This is a genomic window from Actinokineospora sp. NPDC004072 (assembly GCF_053604195.1).
Genome location: NZ_JBSGHB010000001.1, coordinates 134,474 through 157,220, shown reverse-complemented (window position 1 = coordinate 157,220; position 22,747 = coordinate 134,474). Strand labels below are relative to the sequence as shown.

The 22,747-nt window shown below is 76.2% G+C and carries 7 protein-coding genes; all 7 read right to left on the bottom strand.

Features of this window, described 5'->3' with window-relative positions:
* Window positions 1-8 precede the first annotated feature (8 nt).
* The 7 genes from ACWEPX_RS00650 to ACWEPX_RS00620 all read right to left on the bottom strand — a co-directional run bounded on the left by ACWEPX_RS00650 (window position 9) and on the right by ACWEPX_RS00620 (window position 22,741).
* Window positions 9-16,001, bottom strand: coding sequence for an amino acid adenylation domain-containing protein (locus ACWEPX_RS00650; RefSeq protein ID WP_451894933.1), 15,993 nt, complete (start codon window positions 15,999-16,001; stop codon window positions 9-11).
* Window positions 16,002-16,120: 119 nt separating this feature from the next.
* Window positions 16,121-17,152 carry an iron-siderophore ABC transporter substrate-binding protein gene (locus tag ACWEPX_RS00645; RefSeq protein WP_451894932.1) on the bottom strand — a complete coding sequence of 344 codons (1,032 nt, stop codon included), beginning with the start codon at window positions 17,150-17,152 and terminating at the stop codon, window positions 16,121-16,123.
* Window positions 17,153-17,249: 97 nt separating this feature from the next.
* The gene (locus ACWEPX_RS00640; RefSeq protein ID WP_451894931.1) at window positions 17,250-18,041 is read right to left on the bottom strand and encodes an ECF transporter S component; all 792 of its coding nucleotides are present in this window, start codon (window positions 18,039-18,041) and stop codon (window positions 17,250-17,252) included.
* Window positions 18,038-19,651, bottom strand: coding sequence for an ABC transporter ATP-binding protein (locus ACWEPX_RS00635; RefSeq protein ID WP_451894930.1), 1,614 nt, complete (start codon window positions 19,649-19,651; stop codon window positions 18,038-18,040). Before ACWEPX_RS00635 ends, ACWEPX_RS00640 begins: the two co-directional genes overlap by 4 nt.
* Window positions 19,648-20,685, bottom strand: a complete 1,038-nt coding sequence (locus ACWEPX_RS00630; protein ID WP_451894929.1) for a CbiQ family ECF transporter T component — start codon at window positions 20,683-20,685, stop codon at window positions 19,648-19,650. The genes ACWEPX_RS00635 and ACWEPX_RS00630 overlap by 4 nt, the downstream gene beginning before the upstream one ends.
* Entirely contained in the window at window positions 20,682-21,497 is an 816-nt protein-coding gene (locus ACWEPX_RS00625; RefSeq protein WP_451894928.1) for a hypothetical protein, read from the bottom strand. Before ACWEPX_RS00625 ends, ACWEPX_RS00630 begins: the two co-directional genes overlap by 4 nt.
* On the bottom strand, window positions 21,494-22,741 hold the full coding sequence (locus tag ACWEPX_RS00620; protein WP_451894927.1) for a peptidase: 1,248 nt from the start codon (window positions 22,739-22,741) through the stop codon (window positions 21,494-21,496). The genes ACWEPX_RS00625 and ACWEPX_RS00620 overlap by 4 nt, the downstream gene beginning before the upstream one ends.
* Window positions 22,742-22,747 lie beyond the last annotated feature (6 nt).

The following is a 22,747-nucleotide window of genomic DNA, read 5'->3' as shown; positions in this document are numbered from 1 at the left end:
TGGTTAGCCTAGCCTTCCCTGCCCGCGGCCCGGCGCAAGATCCGCAGGAGTTCGCGCGACCAGCCCTCGACCGTCGTGCGGTCGAACAGGTCGTCGGCGTACTCCAGGTAGCAGGGCACGGGCTGGCCCGCCGGGGTCTCGTAGCCGCTGAGGGTGAGGTCGGCGTGCACCACGCCGGTGGGCAGGGCGTCGACCCGCGCGCCCGCCTCGCCGCCGAGCACGGTCTGCTCGTGGTGCACCACGGCCAGCCGCGGCCGGGGCAGGCCCAGGTCGGCCAGGACGTCGGTCAGCGGCACGTCCTGGTGCTCCAGCGCCCGCAGCGTGGCCGCGCGGACCCGGGCCAGCACGTCCGGGAAGTCCCCGGCGGCGTCCACGCGCAGCACGACGTGGTTGGCGAAGGAGCCCACCAGGTCGAGCAGCTGGTCGTCGCCGCGCCCGGCGACCTGGGCGGTGATGCCCAGGTCGGTGCCCGCGCCGTGGCGGGCGGCCAGGGTGGCGAAGGCGGTGTGCAGCAGCATGAACAGGCTCGTGCCGGTGGCCGCGGCCAGCCGGTCGAGGTCGGCGCGCAGGTCCGCGGGCAGCGCGAAGGCCACGGCGTCCCCGCTGCCCCGCCGCTGCCCGGTCGCCAGCCCGGCGTCGGGCAGCCCGGCCAGCTCCCGGCGCCAGTACGCCAGCTGGGCCGGGTCGGCGGCCACGCGCAGCGCCCAGTCGGTGTAGTCCCCATAGGACACCGGCAGCGGCGCCCACGCGGGGGCGGAGCCGGATCGGCGGGCGGTGTAGGCGGTGCCCACGTCGCGGACCAGCGGGACGACCGACCACTCGTCGACGACGGTGTAGCGCAGCAGGAGCAGCAGCGCGTCCTCGGCGACCAGGACCGGCCGCCACGGCGTCGTCACCGCCGCGCGCGCCGTCGCGGCGGGGTCCGCGCCGAGCGCGATCTCCAGCTCGGGCGGGTCGCACGGGGTCTGGCCGGTGGCGTCCACAGAGGTGCGCAGCGGCGCGTGCCGGGCGGCGACGTCGGCCAGCGCGGCGCGCAGCGCGGGCACGTCGAACGGCTCGGGCAGGCGCAGCAGCAGCGTGTGGTCGTAGCGGTCGCCGCCCAGGTGCAGCCGCTGGACCGGAGCCAGCGGGCGCGGCCCGGTGATGCCGGTGGCCACCAGCGGCGGGCGGGCCGCGGTGGCGCCCGCGAGGCGTTCGGCCAGCGCGGCCACCGAGGGCGCGTCGAACACGTCCCGGATGGACAGGTCGACGCCCAAGGTGGCGCGGATGCGGCTGAGCAGGCGCATCGCGGCCATCGAATGCCCGCCCAGGTCGAAGAACCCGTCCCGGACGCCGACCCGGGGCAGGCCCAGGACCTCGGCGAACAGCGCGGCCAGCGCCGCCTGCTGCGGGGTGGTCGGGGCGTCGGCGCCCGCGAGCGCGGCGAAGTCGGGCTTGGGCAGCCGCCGCCGGTCGAGCTTGCCGTTGGGGGTCAGCGGCAGCGGGCCGTCGAGGACCAGCACGACCGCCGGGACCATGTACTCCGGCAGCGCGTCGGCCACCGCGGCGCGCAGGGCAGCCGGGTCGGGGGTCGCGCCGTCGGCGGGCACGACGTACCCGGCCAGGCGCACGATGTCGCCGTCGCGGTCGGGCACGACCACGGCCTGCTTGACCGCCGGGTCGGCGGCGAGGGCGGCCTCGATCTCGCCGAGCTCGACCCGGAAGCCGCGCACCTTGACCTGGTCGTCGGCCCGGCCCAGGAAGTCGATGTTGCCGTCGGCGCGCCAGCGGGCCCGGTCGCCGGTGCGGTAGACCCGCGCCCCGGGCGGGCCGAACGGGCTCGGCACGAACCGGCCCGCGGTCATCCCCGGCTTGCCCAGGTAGCCCAGGGCCAGGCCGCGCCCGCCGACGTACAGCTCGCCGACGACGCCGGGCGGCACCGGCCGCAGGTACTCGTCGAGGATGTAGCAGCGGGTGTTGGGGTCGGGGACGCCGATCGGGACCGCGCCGGTCCAGCCCGGCTCGGCCTGCCACAGCGTCGAGTTGACCGTGGCCTCGGTCAGCCCGTACGCGCACAGGATGTTGACCTTGCCTGCCCAGCGCTCCATGACCGCGGGCGGGACGACCTCGGTGCCGACCAGGATCGTCGACCCCGCGGGCAGCTCGCAGTCAGCGGGCAGCGCGGCCACCAGCGACGGCGGCAGGATCATGTGGGTGATCCGCTGGGCGGCGAGGAAGTCGGTCAGCGCCGGTCCGGCCACCCGCGCCTCGGCCGGGCAGAACACCAGCGCTCCCCCGACGGTCAGCGCCATGACCAGCTCGAACACCGCCACGTCGAACCCGACGGAGGCGAACTGGAGCACCCGGGCGTCCGGGGTCAGGCGCATGCGGTCGAGCGCGGTCGCGGCCAGGCTGGCGATGCCGTCGTGCGGGACGACGACGCCCTTGGGCCTGCCGGTCGACCCGGAGGTGTAGATCACGTACGCCGGGTGCGCCAGCGTCAGCTCCGGGTAGGCCGGGGCCGGTGCGTCGGGCACGTGGTCCACCACGATCCGCCGCACACCGCCCACCTCGGGCACGCGCGCGGCCTCGGCCGCGGTGGCGACCATCGCCGCCGCGCCGGAGTCGGCGAGCATGTAGGCGATGCGGTCGGCCGGGTGGGCCAGGTCCAGCGGCAGGTAGGCCGCGCCCAGCTTGAGCACCGCGAGCACGGTGGCGACCATGCGGGCCGAGCGCGGCACGGCGATGGCGACGACCGCGCCCTCCCCGACGCCGCCCGCGGCCAGCAGCGCGGCGATGCGGTCGGACTCGGCGTCGAGGGTGGCGTAGTCGGTGACCCCGGAGCCGTCCACGACCGCGGTCTTGGCCGGGCCGTCGGCCACGCAGCGGGCGAACAGCTCGGGCAGGGTCAGGGCCGGGACGACCCGGTCGGTGGCGTTGAACAGGTCGACGACCTGCTTGCGCTCGGCGTCGGTGACCACGTCCAGCGCGCTGACGCGGATGCCGGGGTCGGCTGCGGCCGCGTCGAGCAGGCCGCGCAGCCGCTCGGCCAGGCGGGCGGCGGTGGCGGGGTCGAAGCGGTCGCGGGCGAACTCCAGGCGGCAGTGCAGGCTGTCGGCGTCGAGCTGGTCGGTGAAGCTGAAGACCAGGTCGAACTTGGCCCCGCGGGTCTCGTGGTCGACCCACTCCGCGCGCATGCCGCCCAGCCGCGGCCCGTCGCCGGTGCGGGCGTGGTAGCCGACCATCACCTGGAACAGCGGGTTGCGGGCGGGCGAGCGGGCCGGGTTGACCTTCTCCACGACCGCCTCGAACGGCACGTCCTGGTTCTCCAGCGCGGCCAGCGCGGTCTCCCGGACGCGGCCGACCAGCTCGGTGAAGCGCGGGTCGCCGGAGACGTCGGCGCGCAGCACCAGGGTGTTGACGAAGAACCCGATGAGGTCGTCGAAGGCGTCGTCGGTGCGGCCTGCCACCGGCGCGCCCAGCGGGATGTCGGTGCCCGCGCCGAGCCGGTGCAGCAGCGCGGCGACGGCGGCGTGCAGGACCATGAACATGCTGGCGCCGGTGTCGGCGGCGATCGCGCGCAGCCCGGCGGCCGAGAGCGCGAAGTCGACCTCGCCCCCGGTGAACGTCGGCCGGGCAGGCCTGCCGCGGTCGGCGGGCAGCTCCAGGTCCTCGGGCGCGCCGTCGAGGGCGCGGTGCCAGAAGTCGAGCTGGCGGGCGGCCAGGCTCGTCGGGTCGGCCGGGTCGCCGAGCAGGCGGTGCTGCCAGAGGGTGTAGTCGGCGTACTGCAGCGGCAGCGGCGTCCACTGCGGGGTCCGGCCCGCGGCGCGGGCGGTGTAGGCGTGGCTGAGGTCGCGCAGGAACGGCAGGTCGGACCACTCGTCGGTGGTGATGTGGTGCAGCAGCACCACGACCACGTGGTCGTCGGGCCCGATGCGGCCCACCGACACCCGGATGGGCAGCTCGGCGGCGAGGTCGAAGGGCCGGTCCACGCGCTCCTGGACGAAGGCGGCCAGGTCGTCGACGCGGGCCAGCTCGAAGGCCGGGTCGGCGGCGGCCGCGGGCACGATGTGCTGGTAGGGCACGCCCTCGTGCACCTCGACGCGGGTGCGCAGCGCCTCGTGCCTGCCCACCACGTCGCGGACGGCGGCGCGGAAGGCGGGCACGTGCAGCGGGCCGCGCAGCCGCAGCGCCAGCGGGAAGTTGTAGGCGGGCGAGCCCGCCTCCCACTGCTGGAGCAGCCACAGCCGCCGCTGCGCAGGCGAGAGCGGCAGCCGCGCCGGGCGCGCGGCGGCGACCGGGGCGGGCCGGGTCTCGCCCGTGCGCCCCGCGCGCACCGCCAGCTCCTCCGGGGTGGGCGCCTCGAACAGGTCGCGGATGGCCAGCTCCGCGCCCAGGGCGGTGCGCGCGCGGCTGATCACCCGGGTGGCCAGCAGCGAGTGCCCGCCCAGCTCGAAGAAGTTGTCCAGCGGCCCGACGCGCGGCACGCCGAGCACCTCGGCGAACAGCTGGCAGAGCACGCGCTCGGCTTCGGTGGCGGGCTCGCGCCCGGCCGCGGCGGCCTCGACCCGCGGGGCGGGCAGGGCGCGGACGTCGAGCTTGCCGTTGACGGTCAGCGGGATGCGCTCGACGGCCATGATCGCGGCGGGGACCATGTAGTCCGGCAGCCGGGTCCGCAGGTGGGCGCGCAGCTCGTCGGGGCGCTCCTGCCCCGCCCACACGACGTAGGCGACCAGCTTCTTGACCTCGCCGGTGGCGACCACGGCGGCGTGGGCGACCGCCGGGTGGGCGCTGACCGCCGAGGTGACCTCGCCCAGCTCGACCCGGTAGCCGCGGATCTTCACCTGGTCGTCGGTGCGGCCGAGGAAGTCGATGATGCCGTCGCGGCGGGCCCGCACGAGGTCGCCGGTGCGGTACATGCGGTCGCCGGGCGCGCCGAACGGGTCGGCCACGAACCGGGCGGCGGTCAGGGCGGGGCGGTCGTGGTAGCCGCGGGCCAGGCCGATGCCCGCGATGTGCAGCTCACCCGGGGTGCCCGGCGGCACGGGCCGCAGGTGCGGGTCGAGGACGTAGGCGCGGGTGTTCCAGATGGGCCGCCCGACGGCCGGGGTCTCGCTGTCCTCCGTGGACGCCCCGAGGGTGTTGATCGTGTACTCGGTCGGGCCGTACAGGTTGTAGCCGTAGGTCCCGTCGGTGTCGCGCAGCGCCGTCCACACCGAGTCCGCCACGGCCTCGCCGCCGAGCAGGACCAGCGGCGGCACGTGCCCGCGCAGCAGGCCCTGCTCGATGAGCAGCGCGGCGTAGGTCGGGGTCACGTTCACCACGTCGACGCGGTGGGCCTGGCAGTAGGCGACCAGCGCTTCGGCGTCGCGGCGCAGGTCCTCGTCGCAGACGTGCACCTCGTGGCCCTCGACCAGCCAGAGCAGCTCCTCCCACGACATGTCGAAGGCGAAGGACACGGTGTGGGCGATGCGCAGCCTGCGCCCGCCCGCGGCCGCGATGGCCGGGCCGAAGATCGCCTCCTGGTGGTTGAGCTGCATGTTCGTCAGGCCCCGGTAGGGGGTGACGACGCCCTTGGGGCGGCCGGTGGACCCGGAGGTGTAGATGACGTAGGCCGGGTGGTCGAGGCTGAACGGCGCGACCTCGACCGGGCCGGGGTCGTAGGCGTCGAGGTCCACCTGGTCCAGGCACACGGTGTCGGCGGTGAAGCGCTGCGCCGAGGTGGTCAGCAGGCATAGCGGGCGGGTGTCGTCGATCATCAGCTGGAGCCGGTCGACCGGGTGGTCGAGGTCCAGCGGCAGGTAGGCAGCGCCCGTGCGCAGCACGGCGAACAGGGCGACGACCATCTCCACCGACCGCGGCAGCGCGAGCGCCACCACCTGCTCCGGCCCCGCGCCGCGCTCGATGAGCAGGCGGGCGAGCCGGTTGATGCGGGCGTCGAGCTCGGCGTAGGTCAGGCGCTGCTCGCCGAAGACCAGCGCGGTGGCGTCCGGAGTGCGCCCGGCCTGCTCGGCCAAGAGCTGGGCGATGGTCTTGTCGACCACCGGGTTGGCGCTGGCCCCCCATTCGGCGGCCAGCTCGGCGCGTTCGCGCTCCAGCAGCAGGTCCATCGCGCCGACGAGGGCGCCCGGCTGCTCGGCGAGCCTGCCCGCGATGGTGGCGAACCGGGTCAGGATCGCCTCGGCGCGCTCGTCGTCGATCAGGTCGGGGCGGTGGTCGAGCTTGACCTTGATCGCCGTGCCGGGGGTGATGACGACGGTCAGCGGGTAGTGGGTCGCGTCGACCCCGGTGCCCGCGGTGATGCCGTGCTCGGCCATGAGCGCGGCGGAGGCGTCCTCGTCGGCGAAGTTCTGCAGCACGTAGAGGGTGTCGAAGAGCCGGTCGTGGCCCGCCTCGCGCTGGATCTCGCCCAGGCCGAGGTAGTCGTGGGCCATGAGCGCGGTGCGCTCGTCCTGCATCCGGCGCAGCAGGGCGGCGACCGACTCGTCCGGGCGCAGCGCGACCCGGTGCGGGACGGTGTTGAGGAACATGCCGATGACGGTCTCGACATGCGCCACGCTGGCGGGCCTGCCCGCGACGGTGGTGCCGAAGACGACGTCGTCGCGGCCGGTCTCGGCGGTGAGGGTGAGCGCCCACGCCGCGCTGAGCAGGGTGTTGAGGGTGACGCCGTTGGCCCTGGCCGCCTCCCGCAGCCGCCGGGTGTCCGCTTCGGACAGCGCGATCCGGCGCTGCCGCGGGACCGCCGGGTGGCCGGGGTCGGGGGCGACCAGGGTGGGCTCCGCCAGCCCGGCGAGCGCGGCCTTCCACGCCTCGCGGGCCGAGCGCTCGTCCTGCTCGGCGAGCCAGGCCAGGTAGTCGCGGTAGGTGCCTGCCGGGGGCAGGTCGGCGTGCGGGTCGCGGTAGAGGGCCAGCAGCTGGCTGGTGAAGATCCCGGCCGACCAGCCGTCCCACAGCAGCAGGTGGTGGCTGACGACCAGGCGGTCGCGGTCGGGCAGGCGCAGCACCAGCACCCGCAGCAGCGGCGGGCTGGCCAGGTCGAAGCGGGTGGTGCGGTCCTCGGCGAGGATGCGGTCCAGCCCCGCCTCGTCGGTGGTGATCTCGGTGACCGGGATCTGCGGGTCGGCTGCGACGAACTGCACCGGCCGGGACAGCCCGTCGCTGGTGAACCCGACCCGGACGCTGGGGTGGCGGCGGGCCAAGGCGCGCAGCGCGGCCTTGAGCCGGTCGACGTCGATCGGGGTGGCGAAGTCGTAGCAGTCCTGGGCGGTGTAGACGTCGATGTCGCCCTGGTCGTAGCCCGCGTGGAAGTACAGGCCCTCCTGCAGCGGCGACAGCGGCCAGATGTCCTCGACGTCCCCGCGGGCGGTGACCCGCTCGACCTCGGCGTCGGTGAGCTCGATCAGCGCGCGCGGCTTGACCTGCGCCGACAGCTCCTTGAGCGCGGCGATCCAGCCCTCGGCGATGGCGGCGGCGTCGGCGGCAGGCAGGCTCGGGCCGCGGGTGAAGGCCGCGGTGAGGGCCGGGCCGTCGGGGGTGTCGTCGCAGACCGCGTCGACCTGCAGCGCGTAGGGCAGGGCGAGGTCGGCGTCGGGGTGGATGACCAGCGGTTCGGGCGCGGGTGCGAAGTCGGCGTCGTGGCCTGCGGCGAAGCGGCCGTAGTAGTTGAACAGCACCTGGGCGCGGGCCATGCGGGCCAGCACCGGCGCGGCCTGGGCGTTGAGGTGGCGCAGCAGGCCGTGGCCGATGCCGTGGTCGGGCGCGGCCCGGACGGCGGCGCGCACCAGGTCGAGGGTGGCCGCCGCGGTGCCGGCCGCCGGGAGGCGGACCGGCTGGACGCTGGTGAACCAGCCGACCGTGCGGGACAGGTCCACCCCGTCGAGGGGTTCACGGCCGTGGCGTTCGAGGTCGACCAACAGGTCGTCGGTGGGGGCCTGCTGCCAGCGGCGCACCGCCACCCGCAGGGCGGCGAGCAGCACCTCGGTGACATCGGCGTCGGCGGCCGCGGGGACGGTGGTCAGCAGCGGCAGCGTGTCCTCGACGGACAGCGCCACCCGGTGGACCGCGGCCTCGGCCGCGGTCGCCGGGGTGTGCGCGGGGACGAGGTCGGCGCCGGGGGCGAGGGTCTCGGCCCAGTGGGCCAGCTCGCCGAGCCGGGCGGGGCTGGCGGCCTGCTCGTGGGCGATGCGGGCGAAGCGGCGCAGCGAGGTCGGCACCGGCTCCAGCGGCAGCCCCGCGTACGCGCGGGCGAGGTCGCCGAGCAGCACGCGCCAGGACACCCCGTCGACCACGAGGTGGTGGGCGATGAGCGCGAGCCTGCCGGGCTGGTTGCCGCGGTCGAACCAGACCGCCTGCAGGACCACCCCGGCGTCGGGGGCGAGCCTGCCAGCGGCGGCGTCGGCCTCGGCGGCGATCAGGGCGCGCAGGTCGGCGTCGCCGAGGCCGCGGGCGTCGACGCGGGTGATCTCGGCCTGCGCCGACGCGGTGATCTCCTGCGTCCACAGCACCGAGGCGATGCGGGTCAGCCGCAGGCGCAGGGCGTCGTGGGTGGCGATCAGCGCGTCGAGGGCGCGGGTGAGCCGCTCCAGCGTGGCGTCGGCGGGGGTGCGGACCAGGACGGGGAGGGTGAAGCGGTCGATCCCGCCGCCGTCCTCGCGGAGCTGGTGCACGATCGGCAGCGGCGGCACGTCGCCGACGCCGTCGGAGTCGGCGACCGGCGCGGGCGCCGGGGGTGCTTCGGGCAGGCGCGCGGCCAAGGCGGCCGGGGTGCGGTGGGTGAAGACGTCGGTGGGGCTGACGTCCAGCCCGCGTCGACGCGCCTGCGTCGAGACGGACATGGACAGGATGCTGTCGCCGCCAAGGATGAAGAAATCGTCGTCGGCCTCGACGGAGGCGACGTTGAGGACTTCGGAGAACACCTCGCACAGCATCTGAACTGCGCTGGTGGGAGCGCTGCGCGACGGCTGGGGCACCGGGGCGGGGCGCGCCGCGGGCTCCGGCAAGGCGGCGCGGTCGAGCTTGCCCGCCGCGGTCACCGGGAAGTCGTCGACGACCACGAACGCCGAGGGCACCAGGGCCGAGGGCAGCCGCTCCCCCGCCGCGGCCGCCAAGGCGCGCACGTCGAGGTCGCGGCCGGACGGGACGACCCAGGCGACGAGCCTGCCGCCGCGGGCCGCGGCCGCGGCGCGGGCGACGCCGGGCAGGGCGGCCACGCGGGCCTCCACCTCGCCCAGCTCGACCCGGTTGCCGCGGATCTTGACCTGGTCGTCGGTGCGGCCCAGGTAGGTCAGCGCGCCGTCGTCGCCGCGCACGACGACATCGCCGGTGCGGTACAGCCGGGAGCCGTCGGCGGCGAAGGGGTCGGCCACGAACCGGGCCGCGGTGAGCGCGGGCTGCCCGAGGTAGCCGCGCGCGAGCTGCACGCCCGCGACGTACAGCTCCCCGGGCGTGCCCGGGGGCACCGGGCGCAGGCAGGCGTCCAGCACGTGCAGGGTCGTGTTCCACACCGGGCCGCCGATGGGCACCTGCGGCGCGTCCTCGGCGAAGGTGTGGCTGGTGACGCCGATGGTCGTCTCCGTCGGCCCGTACATGTTGTGCAACGGGATGCCGGTGGTGTCGACCCAGCGGCGGGCCAGCTCGCCGGGGAGGGCCTCACCGCCGCTGAAGACCAGGCGCAGGCCGGGCAGCGGACCGGGGTCGCCGTCGAGGAAAGCCGCCAGCAGCGACGGCACGAACTCCACCGCCGTGATCCGCTCGCGGCGGATCAGCTCGGCGAGGTAGGCGGGGTCGCGGTGGCCGCCGGGGCGGGCCAGCACCACCGTCGCCCCGCGCACCAGCGGCCAGAACAGCTCCCACACGGCGACGTCGAAGCCGCCGGGGGCCTTCTGCAGCACGCGGTCGCCCGGCGCGAGGCCGAAGGCGCCCTCCAGCCAGGCGAGCTGGTTGACCACCGCGCGGTGGGTCACCTCCACGCCCTTGGGCCTGCCCGTGGACCCGGAGGTGTAGATCACGTAGGCGCCGTGGTCGGGGTGCGGGCGGATGCCCGCGGAACCCGGGCGCGGCGTGAACCCGGCGTCGATGACGACGCGGGCGCGGGAGTCGGCCAGCAGGAACTCCCGCCGCTCGGCGGGCAGGTCGCCGTCGACGGGCAGGTAGGCGGCGCCGGTCTTGAGCACGCCCAGCAGCGCCACGACCCACTCCGGGGATCGCGGCAGCTCCACCGCCACCACGTCGCCGGGGACCACGCCCCGCTCCAGCAGCGCGCCCGCGACCGCGTCCGAGCGCTCGTCCAGCTCGCGGTAGGACAGCGCGCCGCCGTCGCCCTGCACGGCGATCGCGTCGGGCGTCGCCGCGACGACCCGGGCGACCATGTCCACGATGGACTCCTCGGGCAGCGGGACGACCGCGCCCGCCAGCGTGCCGCTCGCCGGGTCCGCCGTGCGCGGCACGGCGGCGACCGGGGTGGCCGCGTCGGCGGCGAAGGTGTCCAGCAGCAGCCCCAGGCGGGCGGCCAGCCCGTCGGCGGCGCGCACGCCGACGCGCGCCGGGTCGTGCTCCAGCGTCAGCACGAGCCCGCGCGCGGGGTCCGGGACCGCCATCAGCGACACCGGGTAGTGGGTGGCGTCGTGCACCTGCACGTCGGCGATCCCGGCCGCGCGCAGCGATTCGGGGTCGACCGGGTAGTTCTCGACGACCACGAGGGTGTCGAACAGCTCGCCGGTCTCCCGCTGGATGTCGCCGAGGCCGTGGTGCTGGTGCTCGATCAGCGCGGACTGCTCGTCCTGCAGCCGGGTCAGCACCGCGGCCAGCGTCTCCCCCGCCGCGGCGCGCACCCGCACGGGCACGGTGTTGATGAACAGGCCCACCATGTCGGCCACCCCCGGCACCGGCGTGTTCCGCCCGGACACCGTGCTGCCCAGCACGACGTCCGGCCTGCCGGTCTCGGCGGCCAGGAGCAGGCCCCACGCGCCGTGCACGACCGTGCTCGCGGTCAGGCCCAGCTCGCGCGCGGCGGCCAGCACCGCGGCAGGCGCCGACAGCGGCACGTCGACCGCCCGCGTCCGCCCGGACGGCGGCCCCGGGTCGACCAGGAGCGTCGGCTCCGCGCCTGCCAGCGCCGAGCGCCACGCCGCGCGGGTGGCCTCGGCGTCCTGGGCGGCGAGCCAGGCGATGTGGTCGCGGTAGGGCGCGACCGGCGGCAGCGCCGCGCCGCGCAGCAGGGCCAGCAGGTCGCGCAGCATCAGCGGGACCGACCAGCCGTCGGCGACGATGTGGTGCAGGGTGAGCACGACCGTCCGGCCGCCGACCAGCGCGCAGCGCAGCAGCGGCGGGGTGGCCAGGTCGAACCCGGCGGCCTTCTCCCGGGCGGCGAAGGCGGCGGGGTCGGCGTCGACCGCGCTGACCGGGATCGGCATGGGCGCGGCCACGACCTGCCGCACCCGGCCGTCGCCCGCGCGGACGAACCCGGTGCGCAGCGGCGCGTGCCGGGCGACCAGCGCGGTGACCGCGGCGCCGAGCGCGCCCGGGTCGACCGGCTCGGCCAGCTCGATGACCTGCTGGACGGTGTAGACGTCGTCGGCGGTCGTCGCCGAGTGGAAGTAGATGCCGCGCTGGGCGGGGGTGACCGGGAGGATGTCGACCACCCCCGGCCCGGCCAGCTCGTCCACACCGGACTGGTCGAGCCCGGCCAGCGGGAAGTCCGACGGGGTGTGCCCGCCGATGCCGGGGCGGGCGGCGTGCGCGGCGAGCCCGCGCAGCGCGGTCAGCCAGTGCTCGGCCAGTTCGGCGGCCTCGGCGTCGGTGAGGACCCCGGCCGCCCAGGACAGGGTCGCGGTCAGCCGCTCGCCTGCGACCGCGGCGTTCAGCTCGACGGCGTGGCCCAGCGGCATCGCCGGGTCCGGTCCGGCGCCCAGCGGCCCGTCCGGGGTCCAGTCGCCGCCGGTCGCCGGGAGGCGGCCGAGGTAGTTGACCAGGTAGTGGGCCTGCGGCAGGTCCTGCCCGCGCAGGTGGCGCAGCACGCCGTAGCCGAGCCCGTGCCCGGGGACGGCGCGCAGCTGCTCCTTGACCGCGGCCAGCGCCCGCCCGGCGACCGGCCCGCCCGCGGCGAACTCGGCCCAGTCGAGCGCGCCCGGGTCCAGCGCGACCGGGTGCACGCTGGTGAACCAGCCGACCGTGCGGGTGGTGTCCAGCTCCACGCCCGCGATCGGCTCGCGGCCGTGCCCCTCGACGTCGACCAGCACCCGCGACCCGCCGCCGCGCCAGCGCGCCACGGCGGCGGCGAACGCGGTCAGCAGCACGTCGTGCGTGCCGAGGTGGTAGGCGGCGGGCAGGGTGGTCAGCAGCGGCTCGGTGGTCGCGGCGTCGAGGGCGATCTCCCGGTGGCGCGCGGTGGCCGCCAGGTCGAGCGCCGGGTCCAGCGCGCGCGCCCCGATCGGCGCGTCGGGCTCGATCGCCAGCCAGTGCGGCAGCTCGTCCTCGAAGGACGCCTCGGTGAGGGTGCGCGCCCAGCGCAGCAGCGGCGCCCCGGCGGGCAGCGGCTCGCCAGCCCAGGCGGCGGCCAGGTCCTCCAGCAGGATCCGCCAGGAAACGCCGTCGACCACGAGGTGGTGGACGGCCAGCAGCAGGGTGCCCGCCGCGGGCGACCAGACCGCCCGCAGCATCACCCCGCCCGCCGGGTCCAGCCCGGCCGCGGCGTCGACCGGTTCGTCGGACACCTCGACCTGCGCCCGCACCGCCCCGACCGGGGCGATGCGCAGCTCCCAGTCGGGCATGAGGGTCGCGCGCAGCGCGTCGTGGCGGTCGAGCACCGCCTGCAGGGCGGCCGTCAGGCGCGCGTGGTCGGCCGATGCGGGCACGCGCACGCGCACCGACTGGTGGAAGCGGTCGATCGAGGCCGCGCCCAAGTTCCGCAGCCAGCCGACGATCGGCGTCACCGGCACCTCGCCCACGCCCGATTCGCCCACGCCCGACTCGTCCGGCGCGGTCTCGACCGGGGTCGCCACCGCGGCGAGCGCGGCGACGGTCCGGTGCTGGAAGACCTGCCGGGGGGTGATGGCCAGCCCGGCCGCGCGGGCCCGGCTGACCAGCTGCATGGCGACGATGCTGTCGCCGCCGAGGTCGAAGAAGCCGTCGTGCGCGCCGACCGACTCCAGGCCGAGCACGGCGGCGAAGCAGTCGGCCAGCACCGCCTCGGCCGGGGTGCGCGGGGCGACGTCGGAGGCGCCTGCGGCCCAGTCCGGGTCGGGCAGGGCGGCGGTGTCGGTCTTGCCGTTGGGCGTCAGCGGCAGCCGGTCAAGCAGCACCACGGCCGAGGGGACCATCGCCGCGGGCAGCAGCCCGCCGACGTGGGCGCGCACCTGCGCGGGGGTGGCCCCCGCGGCGACGACGTAGCCGACGAGCCGGTCGGTCCCCCGGTGGTCCTTGCGCACCGCGATCGCCGCCGCGGCGACCGCGGGGTGGGTCATCAGCGCGTTCTCCACCTCGCCCGGCTCGATGCGGTGGCCGCGGATCTTGAGCTGGCCGTCGGAGCGGCCGAGGAAGTCGATGGCGCCGTCGGCGCGCCAGCGGGCGCGGTCGCCGGTGCGGTACATCCGCGCGCCCGGCGGGCCGTAGGGGTCGGCGACGAAGCGGGCGCTGGTCAGGTCGGGCCTGCCGCGGTAGCCGCGGGCCAGGCCGCGCCCGCCCACGTACAGCTCGCCGACCGCGCCGACCGGGACCGGGCGCAGCGCGGAGTCCAGGATGTAGCAGCGGGTGTTGGGGTCGGGGCCGCCGATCGGCGGGGCGCCTTCCCACGCCTGCTGCGCGGGCCAGAGCGTGGAGTTGACCGTCGCCTCGGTCAGGCCGTAGGCCACGACCACGCGCATGCGGTCCGACCAGCGGGCGATCAGCTCGTTGGGCACCATCTCGGTGCCCACGACCAGCACGCCGCCCTCGGGCAGCGCGCACCCGGCGGGCAGCGCGGCCACCAGCGACGGCGGCAGGATCATGTGCGTGACGCCGTGGTCGGCCAGGTACTGCGTCAGCTCGGGGCCCGCCACGCGCCGCTCGACGGGCACGACGACGACCCGCGCGCCGGTGCCCAGCGCCATGACCAGGTCCCACACCGCCACGTCGAAGCCGACCGAGGCGAACTGGGCGACCCGGCTGCCGCGGTCCACGCCCAGCCGCTCGACGGCGGTGGTGATCAGGCTGCCGATGCCGTCGTGGGTGACCACCACGCCCTTGGGCCTGCCGGTCGAGCCGGAGGTGTAGATGACGTAGGCGGCGGCGTCGAGGCGGCGCGGCACGTCCAGCGGGGTCGGGTCGAAGCCCGCCAGGTCGGCCAGGTCCAGCACCGGGGCGCCCAGGTCGGGCAGCTCCCCGTCGGTGAGGACGGCGGCGGCGCAGGCGTCGGAGACCATGTAGGACAGCCGGTCGACGGGGTGGTCGGCATCCAGCGGCAGGTAGGCCGCGCCCGACTTGAGCACGCCGAGCAGCGCCACGACCAGGTCGGCCGAGCGGGACACGGCGACGGCCACGACGTCCTCGTCGCCGATGCCGCGCGCGGCCAGCAGCCGGGCCAGCCGGTTGGCCCGCGCGTCCAGCTCGCCGTAGGTGAGCCGGACGTCCTCGCACACCACGGCGACGGCGTCCGGGTCGCGCGCGGCCTGCAGCTCGAACGCCTCCGGCCAGGTCACCTCCGGCGAGTCGTGCTCGTCGACGCCGAAGGCGAGCACCTGGGCGCGCTCGTCGGCGGCGAGCAGCTCGATGTCGGCGATGCGGCGATCGGGCTCGGCGAGCGCGTCGAGCACGGCCGCCAGCCGGGCGGCGTGGGCCGCCAGCTCCCGCGGCTGGCAGACCCCCGGGTCGGCGTCGAGGTCGACGCGGGTGGGCGTGCCCTCGGCGGGATCGTCGTAGACGGAGACGCTCAGGTCGCTGACCGGGCCGTACCAGAGCGGGCGGACGGTGGTGCGCAGGCCGTCGAAGCGCAGCGGCGGGTGGTAGGGGATCACGTTGACCGACGGGCCGACCAGGCCGTGCACGCCCGCGGCCGCGTCGACCAGGCGGGCGACCTCCTCGCCGCGGAAGCGGCTGTGCCGCAGCGCCCCGCTGATGCGGGCGGCCACGTGGTCGAGCAGGTCACCGACGCTCTGGTCCGGGGTCACCGTCAGCCGCAGCGGAACGACGTTGGCCAGCATGGCGGGCGTCGCGCGGGTGACCGGATCGGGGCGGGCGGTGACCGGCAGGCCGATGACGATGTCCGACGCGCCGGTGACGCGGTGGGTGTAGGCGGCGACGCCCGCGATCAGCAGGCGGGACAGGCGCGTGCCGCGGGCGGCCGCGACCGCGCGCAGGGCCGCCGTCCGCTCGGCGTCGAGCCACACCGTTTCCCGGTGCGAGTGGTCGGCCGGGCGCTCGGCGGCGGGCAGGACGCGGGCGGGTTCGCCGACGCCCGCCATCACCCCGGTCCAGAAGTCGGCGTCGGTGCGGTGCTTCGGGCCCGCCAGGTAGTCCTGCTCGGCGTGGACCAGGGCCGCGTAGGACGGGGCGGGGTCGATCTCCCGGCCCGAGTAGCGGGCCGCGGCGCGGTGGGCCAGCAGCATCGAGCCGGTGGCGTCGTAGAGCAGGTGGTGGCCGCCGACGTACCACCACACGAGGCCGTCGGCCAGGCGCAGCAGGGCGTGGGCGAACAGCGGCCCGGTGGCCAGGTCCAGCGGCCGGGCCCGCTCGGCGGCCACCCACGCCAGCGCCGCGGCCTGCGGGTCGGCCTCGGCGCGCAGGTCCACGACCGGCAGCGGGCAGGCGGGCGCGGTGGGGAACTGCCGCGGCTCGCCGTCGACCTCGGCGAACACCACGTGCAGGCACTCGGTCTCGTCGACCGCCCGGCGCACCGCGGCGGCCAGGCGGTCGACGTCGACCGCGGTGTCGGCGGCGATCTCCAGCACCCCCGCGATCCGGAAGGTCGCGCCGTCCGGGTCGATGCGCTGCGCCTGCCAGACGCCCAGCTGGGCGCCGGTCAGCGGAAGGCCTGCCGCGGAGATCCCCACCATTGTCCCTTTCGGACTAAGAAACTCGCTTGACATGTCGAACACGTGATCGATAGCTTGGTCGGCACGACTCGGCCGGGCTGCCCCCGTAGTGGGCGGGGATCACGTGCGAGGTCGAGTTAGGACTTGCCGACGAGCAGCGGCACCATGTTGTCGATGGCGTACGGGATGCTCAGGACGGTGTTGAAGGAGATCGCGGCGCCGACCGGCGGGTCGGAGTAGGGCACGAAGAGGTCGCGGCCCTCGCTGGCGACCTTGAGCTTGCCGTAGAGCGGGTCGGCCTTGATGCGCTTCTCCGCCTCCGGGTCCGAGGTCAGCCAGATGAGCTTGTCGGACTCGAACAGGTCCAGGCCCTCGGAGCTCACATCGATGACGTTCTTCTCCTTGGGCACGTCCTTGATGCGCTGCGGGGACTGGAAGCCGATCTCGTTCATGAACACCACCTTGGGGTCGTGCGCGGCGAAGGCGGAGTAGGTGCCGGGCTGGAAGGCGTCGGCGACCACGACGGTCTTGCCCGCGAACTCCGGATGCTCGGCGCGAACCTCGGCGAACTTCTCGTCGATGCCCTTGATCAGCGCCTCGGCCTGGTCGGCCTTGCCCATCGCGGCGCCGACGGCGCGGGTCATGGCCTGCCACGGGGCGGCGTAGTCGGCGTGGTCCTTGGGCTGGGCGACGACGTCGAACAGCTCCGAGAGCGTGTCGTACTGCTCCTTGGACATGCCCGAGTACTGCGCGACGATCAGGTCGGGCTGCAGGGCGATGATCTTCTCGATGTCGTAGTCGTCGCGCACGCCGACGATCTCGGGCTGGGTGCCCGCCCACTTCTCGGCCTGCCACGGGAACACGCCGAAGGGCCGCTCGCCGAACCAGTCCACCACGCCGACCGGCTTGACCCCGAGCGCCAGCACGATCTCGTGGTCGGAGAGCCCCAGGGTGACGATCCGGTCGGCCTTCTCCACGGTCGTGCTGCCGTACTTGTGCTCGACGGTCACCGGCAGGGAGTTGCCCGCGGCCGCGGTCGGGGCGGTAATCGACTCGGCGGGCGGCTGGGCGGCCCCGCCGCCACCCCCGCACGCGGCGAGCGCGAAGCCCGCGGTGAGGACGGCGGCGACCAGGCGCAGGCGCCTCGACCCGGTGGACATGATGGACATGGACTTCCCTTCGAACGGCGCGCCCCGACATCGGTAAAGCTAGCCTTAGTTAGGCGTGCCTAACATAACGGAAGGCCGCGTCCGCCCATAGGGCCGATCAAGCGTCCTGCGCCACACCCCAGCTCGCGCGCCGGGCCGCCCGGCGGAACACGCGCAGCAGGACGGCGCCGGTGGCCAGCACCAGGACGACGGTGGTGACCGCCCGGCCGATGTCCCAGCCCAGCGAGGTGGCCAGGCTGAACGCCACGAGCCTGCCGAGGTTGTCCCACACCGGGTCGCCCGGCACGAACGACAGCTCGGTGCCCGCCCCCAGGGCGAACGGCCAGAAGGACAGGTTCAGCAGCATCCCGTAGACCAGCGAGGCCACCATCCCGTAGCAGGCGAGCATGGCCAGCTCCAGCCAGCCGCGCGCCCGGGGCAGCAGACCGGCGACCATGCCGACCCACGCGGCGCCGAGCATCTGGTAGGGCAGCCACGGCCCCACGCCCCCGGTCAGCAGCGCCGAGGCGAACAGCGTGGTGTTGCCCAGCACCCAGCCGAAGCCGGGCCCGAACACCCGCCCGGCCAGGATGATCAGGAAGAACACCGTCTCGATCCCGGCCGTCCCCGCGCCGAGCGTGCGGATGGCCGCGCCCAGGGCGCTGAGCACCCCGAGCATGGCGACGGCCTTGGCGTCCATCCCGCCCTCGCCGACCTCGGCGAGCACCACGGCCAGCGCCATCGGCAGCAGCAGCGCGAAGGTCAGCGGCGCGTGGCCGCCCTGCGCCACGCCCGCGCCCGGGTCGACCAGCAGCGGCCAGCAGAACGCGGCGATCCCCAGCACCCCGGACAGCCCGACCGCGACCGCCGCCCGCGGCCCGATGCGCACAGCGTTGACTCGGCTGCTCATTCCCCCGCCCTGACCGATTCCAGCGCCATGCGCACGTCGGCGACGGTGAGCCACGGGGCAGGCGCGAGGACCTTGGCCACCTGCGGGGCGAACACCGGCGACGCGGTCACGACCTCGGCGGCCGAGCCGTCGGCGACGACCTCGCCGTCGGCCAGCACCACGACCCGGGTGGCGGTCTCGGCGACGAACTCGACGTCGTGGGTGGCCAGCACGACGGCGTGGCCCGCGGCGGCCAGCTCGCGCAGCGCCTCGGCCAAGCGGGACTTGGCCGGGTAGTCCAGACCCCGGGTGGGCTCGTCCAGCAGCAGCACGTCGGGCTCCGGGGTGAGCGCGATCGCCAGCACCAGGGCCAGCCGCTGGCCCTCGGACAGGTCGCGCGGGTGGCTGTCGCCGGCGATGCCCGGGGCCAGCCGGTCGAGGATCCCCCGGCAGGTGCCCGCAGGCTTGCCGGACTCGCGGTCGGCCTGGGCGCACTCGGCCGCGGTGGTGTGCAGGTAGAGCAGGTCGGCGGGGCGCTGCGGGACCAGTCCGACGCGGGCGCGGCGGCGGGCCGGCTTGAGCGCTGCCGGGTCGTCCCCCAGGACCTCGACCGTCCCTCCGGAACGTTTGCCAGTCCCCTGCAGCGCCCACAGCAGGCTGGACTTGCCAGACCCGTTGCGGCCCATCAGGGCGACCCGCTCCCCCGCCCGCACCGCCAGGCCTGCCGAGCGCACGGCCACCGCGTCGCCGTAGCGGACGCTGACCTGCTCCGCGGTCAGCAGCACGTCGCCGACCGCGGCCACCGGGGCGACCGGCTCCACCCCCGCCAGCCGCTCGCGCAGCGGACCCGCCTTGCGCCGGGCGTCCCGGATGGACACCGGCGGCGGCGACCAGCCCGCCAGGCTGCCCAGCCGCACCACCGGCGGGGCGACCGGCGCGGCGGCCAGCACCGGGCCCGGGTCGCCGAGCACCGGGGCGCCCGCCCCGCCCGGCAGCCACAGCACCTGGTCGGCGTACTGGGCGACGCGCTCCAGCCGGTGCTCGGCGATCACCACCGTCATGCCCAGGTCGTGGACCAGGCGGTGCAGGGCGGCCAGCACGTCGTCGGCCGCGCCCGGGTCCAGCGCGCTGGTCGGCTCGTCGAGCACCAGCACCCGCGGGTGGGCGGTCAGCGCCGCGCCGATGGCGACGCGCTGCTGCTGCCCGCCCGACAGCGTGCTGAGCGTGCGGGCGCGCAGGTCGGCCAGGCCCAGCAGGTCCAGCGTCTCCTCGACGCGCTTGCGCATCACCGGCTCGGGCAGGGCCAGCGACTCCATCGAGTACGCCAGCTCCTCCTCCACGGTGCCGGTGACGAACCCGGCCGCCGGGTCCTGCCCCACGATCCCGACCACGTCGGCCAGCTCGCGCGGCGGGTGCTCGCGCGTGCTGCGCCCGGCGACGGTCACCCGGCCGGTCATCGTGCCGCCGGTGAAGTGCGGGACCAGCCCGTTGATCGCGCGCAGCAGCGTCGACTTGCCCGCGCCCGTGCCGCCCACGACCAGGCACAGCTCGCCCTCGGGCAGCTCGAAGTCCACGCCGGAGAGCACCGGCGGCCCGCCGTAGCCGAAGGTGACGTCGCTGAAGCGGATCACGCCCGCCCCCGCACGGCGATCGGCGCGAGCGCGAGCAGCACCCCGGCCGCGGGCAGCAGCGGCAGCTGCGGCCAGGTCAGCGGGACGGTCGGCGGCACCAGGCCCACCCCCATGATCTCGGCGACGACGGTGACGGCGAGCGCGGCCAGGCCCGAGGCGGCGATCAGCGCGGCGGGCGCGCTCCACCGGTCGGGCCGGTAGGTCGTGCGCCGCACCCGGCGCGCCCCGAGCCGCAGCCCGGCGACGGCGAGCAGGACGCCCGCCACGAGCATCGGCACCCCCACGACCGCGGGCGCGCTCACGTCCAGCAGACCGTACGCGCCCACGCACAGCCCCAGCAGACCGCCCACGACCAGGGCGGAGGTCAGCAGCCGGGTGCGCGGCGGGAGCCCGGCGGTGCGCCCGTAGCCGCGCGAGTCCATCGCCGCGGCCAGGGTCAGCGAGCGCTCCAGGGCGTCCTCCAGCACCGGCACCAGCAGCGTCCGCACGGCCCGGCGCCCGCGCGCGGGATCACCGCGCAGCTGCCGCGCCCGGCGCACATCGCGCGCGGCGACGGCGAGCTGCGGAGCCACGGTCAGCGCGACCACCACCGCGACGCTCACCTCGTACAGCGCGGCGGGCAGCGTCTTGAGCAGGCGCTTGGGGTTGGCCAGGGCGTTGGCCGCGCCCACGCAGCCGAGCAGCACCGCCAGCTGCATGCCCTGGCAGAGCGCCAAGACCAGCCCCTCCGCGCTGACCGGCCCGCCAACGCTGATGTCCCCCGGCAGCGGCACCTCCGGCAGGCTGAACAGCACCGTCGGCCCGGTCACCCCGCCGATCAGGACGTGGAACAGCACCCGGATCGCGATGACGACCAGCCCGAGCTTGAGGAACATGCCGTAGGCCGCCGCCCACGGCGCGGGCGTGCGGCAGCGCACGACGACGTAGCCCGCGACGGCGGCGACCAGCCCCAGCAGCAGCGGGTTCGTGGTGCGCCCGGCCAGCGCGGCCAGGCCGAGCGCCCACAGCCACCACGCGCCGGGGTGGATCGTCACCGGTCGGCCTTGGCCCGCCGCCGCGCCGCGCCGACGGCGAGCCCGCCGAGCAGGACCACGGCGCCTGCGCCGATGACGAACCCGGTCGGCCCGCCGCCCGCGGGCTCGGCCGCGCTCGGGGCCACGTCGGCCAGGACCGCTGTCGTGGTGGTCGTCGTGGCCGTTGAGCTGGTCGCCGGGGCGGTCGTCGCCGATGCGGTTGTCGGCGACGACGCGGTGGACGTTGCCGTAGGCGTCGCCGTGGCGGCGCTGGTCGAGGGCCTGCCCGCGGCCTGGCCCCGGCTCGTCGGCTCCGGGCGCTGGGTGGGCTGGGCGGTCTCCGTGGCCGCGGGCGGCTTCGGCGCGGGCGGCTTGGGCGGGGCCGGGGCGGCGGGCGGGGCGATGCCGGGCGGGGAGCCCGCGCCGAACGCCCAGCCGTCGACCGTGCCCGGGGCCGGGTCGCGGTAGCCGCCCCCGGCCGAGCTGTAGGTCCAGGAGCCGCCCGGGGTGGCGTACCAGTACGACCAGTACGCCGTGGTCGGCGGCGGTCGCCTGCACGGGTCGGCCGCGGGCTGGCCGTTGATCTTGCACACCATGCCGGGGTGGCTCTGCACCCCGGTGTAGCCGTAGCCCGCACCGGCCAACGCCCGCAGCCCGCTGGCCGGGTCGCCGGGGGCGCAGCCGACCTGGGCTCCCCCGCCCAGGGCGCCGAAGTCGACCACGACGGTCACCCCGCCGCCCGCCGAGCACGGCGCGGCCGCCGCGGCGGGCGTCCACGCCGCGGCGGATGCGATCGCGGCCAGCGCGGCGACCAGGGCGGACCAGCGCCTCACGACGCGAGTCGGCGGCGGACGACGATCAGCAGCCCGGCGCCGGCGAGCACCAGCAGCGCGCCCAGGCCGACCGCAGGGCCGACCTCCACGCCGGTGTCGGCCAGGTCGTCGATGTCCCCGGCGGGCACGACGCCCCCGGCGGTCGTCGTCGTGGTCGCGGCAGGCGCGGTCGTCACGGGCGTGGTGGTCGCGGTCGTGGTGGTCGTGGTGGTGCTGGACGCGGGCGGCCGGGTGGCGCAGACCAGCCCGCGCGCGTCGGCCGACGCGCCGTCGGCGGTCACCTCGGCCAGGGACACGCCGGTGAAGCCCGAGATCGCCTGCGAGGTGGCGCGGGCGGCGGTCGCGGCGTCGAAGCCGCTGGTGTCGTAGGCGATCGCGCCGCGCGCGGCGGGCGCGCCGCCGCAGTCGACCTGGCGCTTGAGCAGGTAGGCCACCGCCTTGGCCGCGGCGGCGTCGCGGCCGCCCGCGGCCAGCGCGGTCGCGGCGAGGCCGGTGCTGTTGGCGTTGACGCCCGGGGTCGGGCCCGAGCCGGGGAAGCCGCCGTCGGCCTGCTGCTTGGCCTCCAGCCAGTCCAGCGCCGCGTCCGCGTCGCGGCCGACGGCCAGCAGCGCCTGGACGGCGTAGCCGGTGGTGTCCACATCGGACACGCAGGGGCTGTCGTCGATGAACAGCCGGAAGCCGCCGTCCGGGCAGGCCGCGCCTGCGAGGAAGTCGACGGCCTCGGCGGGCGCGCCGCCCGCGCGGTGCAGGGCCAGCACGGCGAGGGACTGGCTGATGCCGTTGCTGTAGTCGCCGAACTCCGACTTGTCGCTGAACCGGCCGGATTCGGTCTGCAGGGACTTGAGCCGGGCGATCAGGTCGACGCCGCCGAAGTCGGTGGGGTCGGCGCCCTGGGCCTGGGCGACGATGGCGAGCTTGGCGTGCGCCCCGGCGTAGGCCTCGCCGCCTTCGCCGAGGTAGGCGCCGCTGTTGGCGGCCAGCCAGCCGGTGGCCGCCGCGGCGGCGTCCTGGGCGACGCCGCCCGCGTCGAGGGCCAGCACGACATCGGCGGTCAGGCCGTGGTCGGGGTAGGCGGTGCCGTCGAACTCGGTGGTCATGTGGGTGCCGCCGACCAACCGGCCCGCCAGCCAGGCGGCCGCGGCCTCGGCGGGGGCCACCCGCTCCTGCTGCGCCGCTGCGACCGGCGCGGTCCCCACGACCAGCGCCAACGCGATGGCGACCCCGGCGGCTGTGCGCACGCCCATGTGATC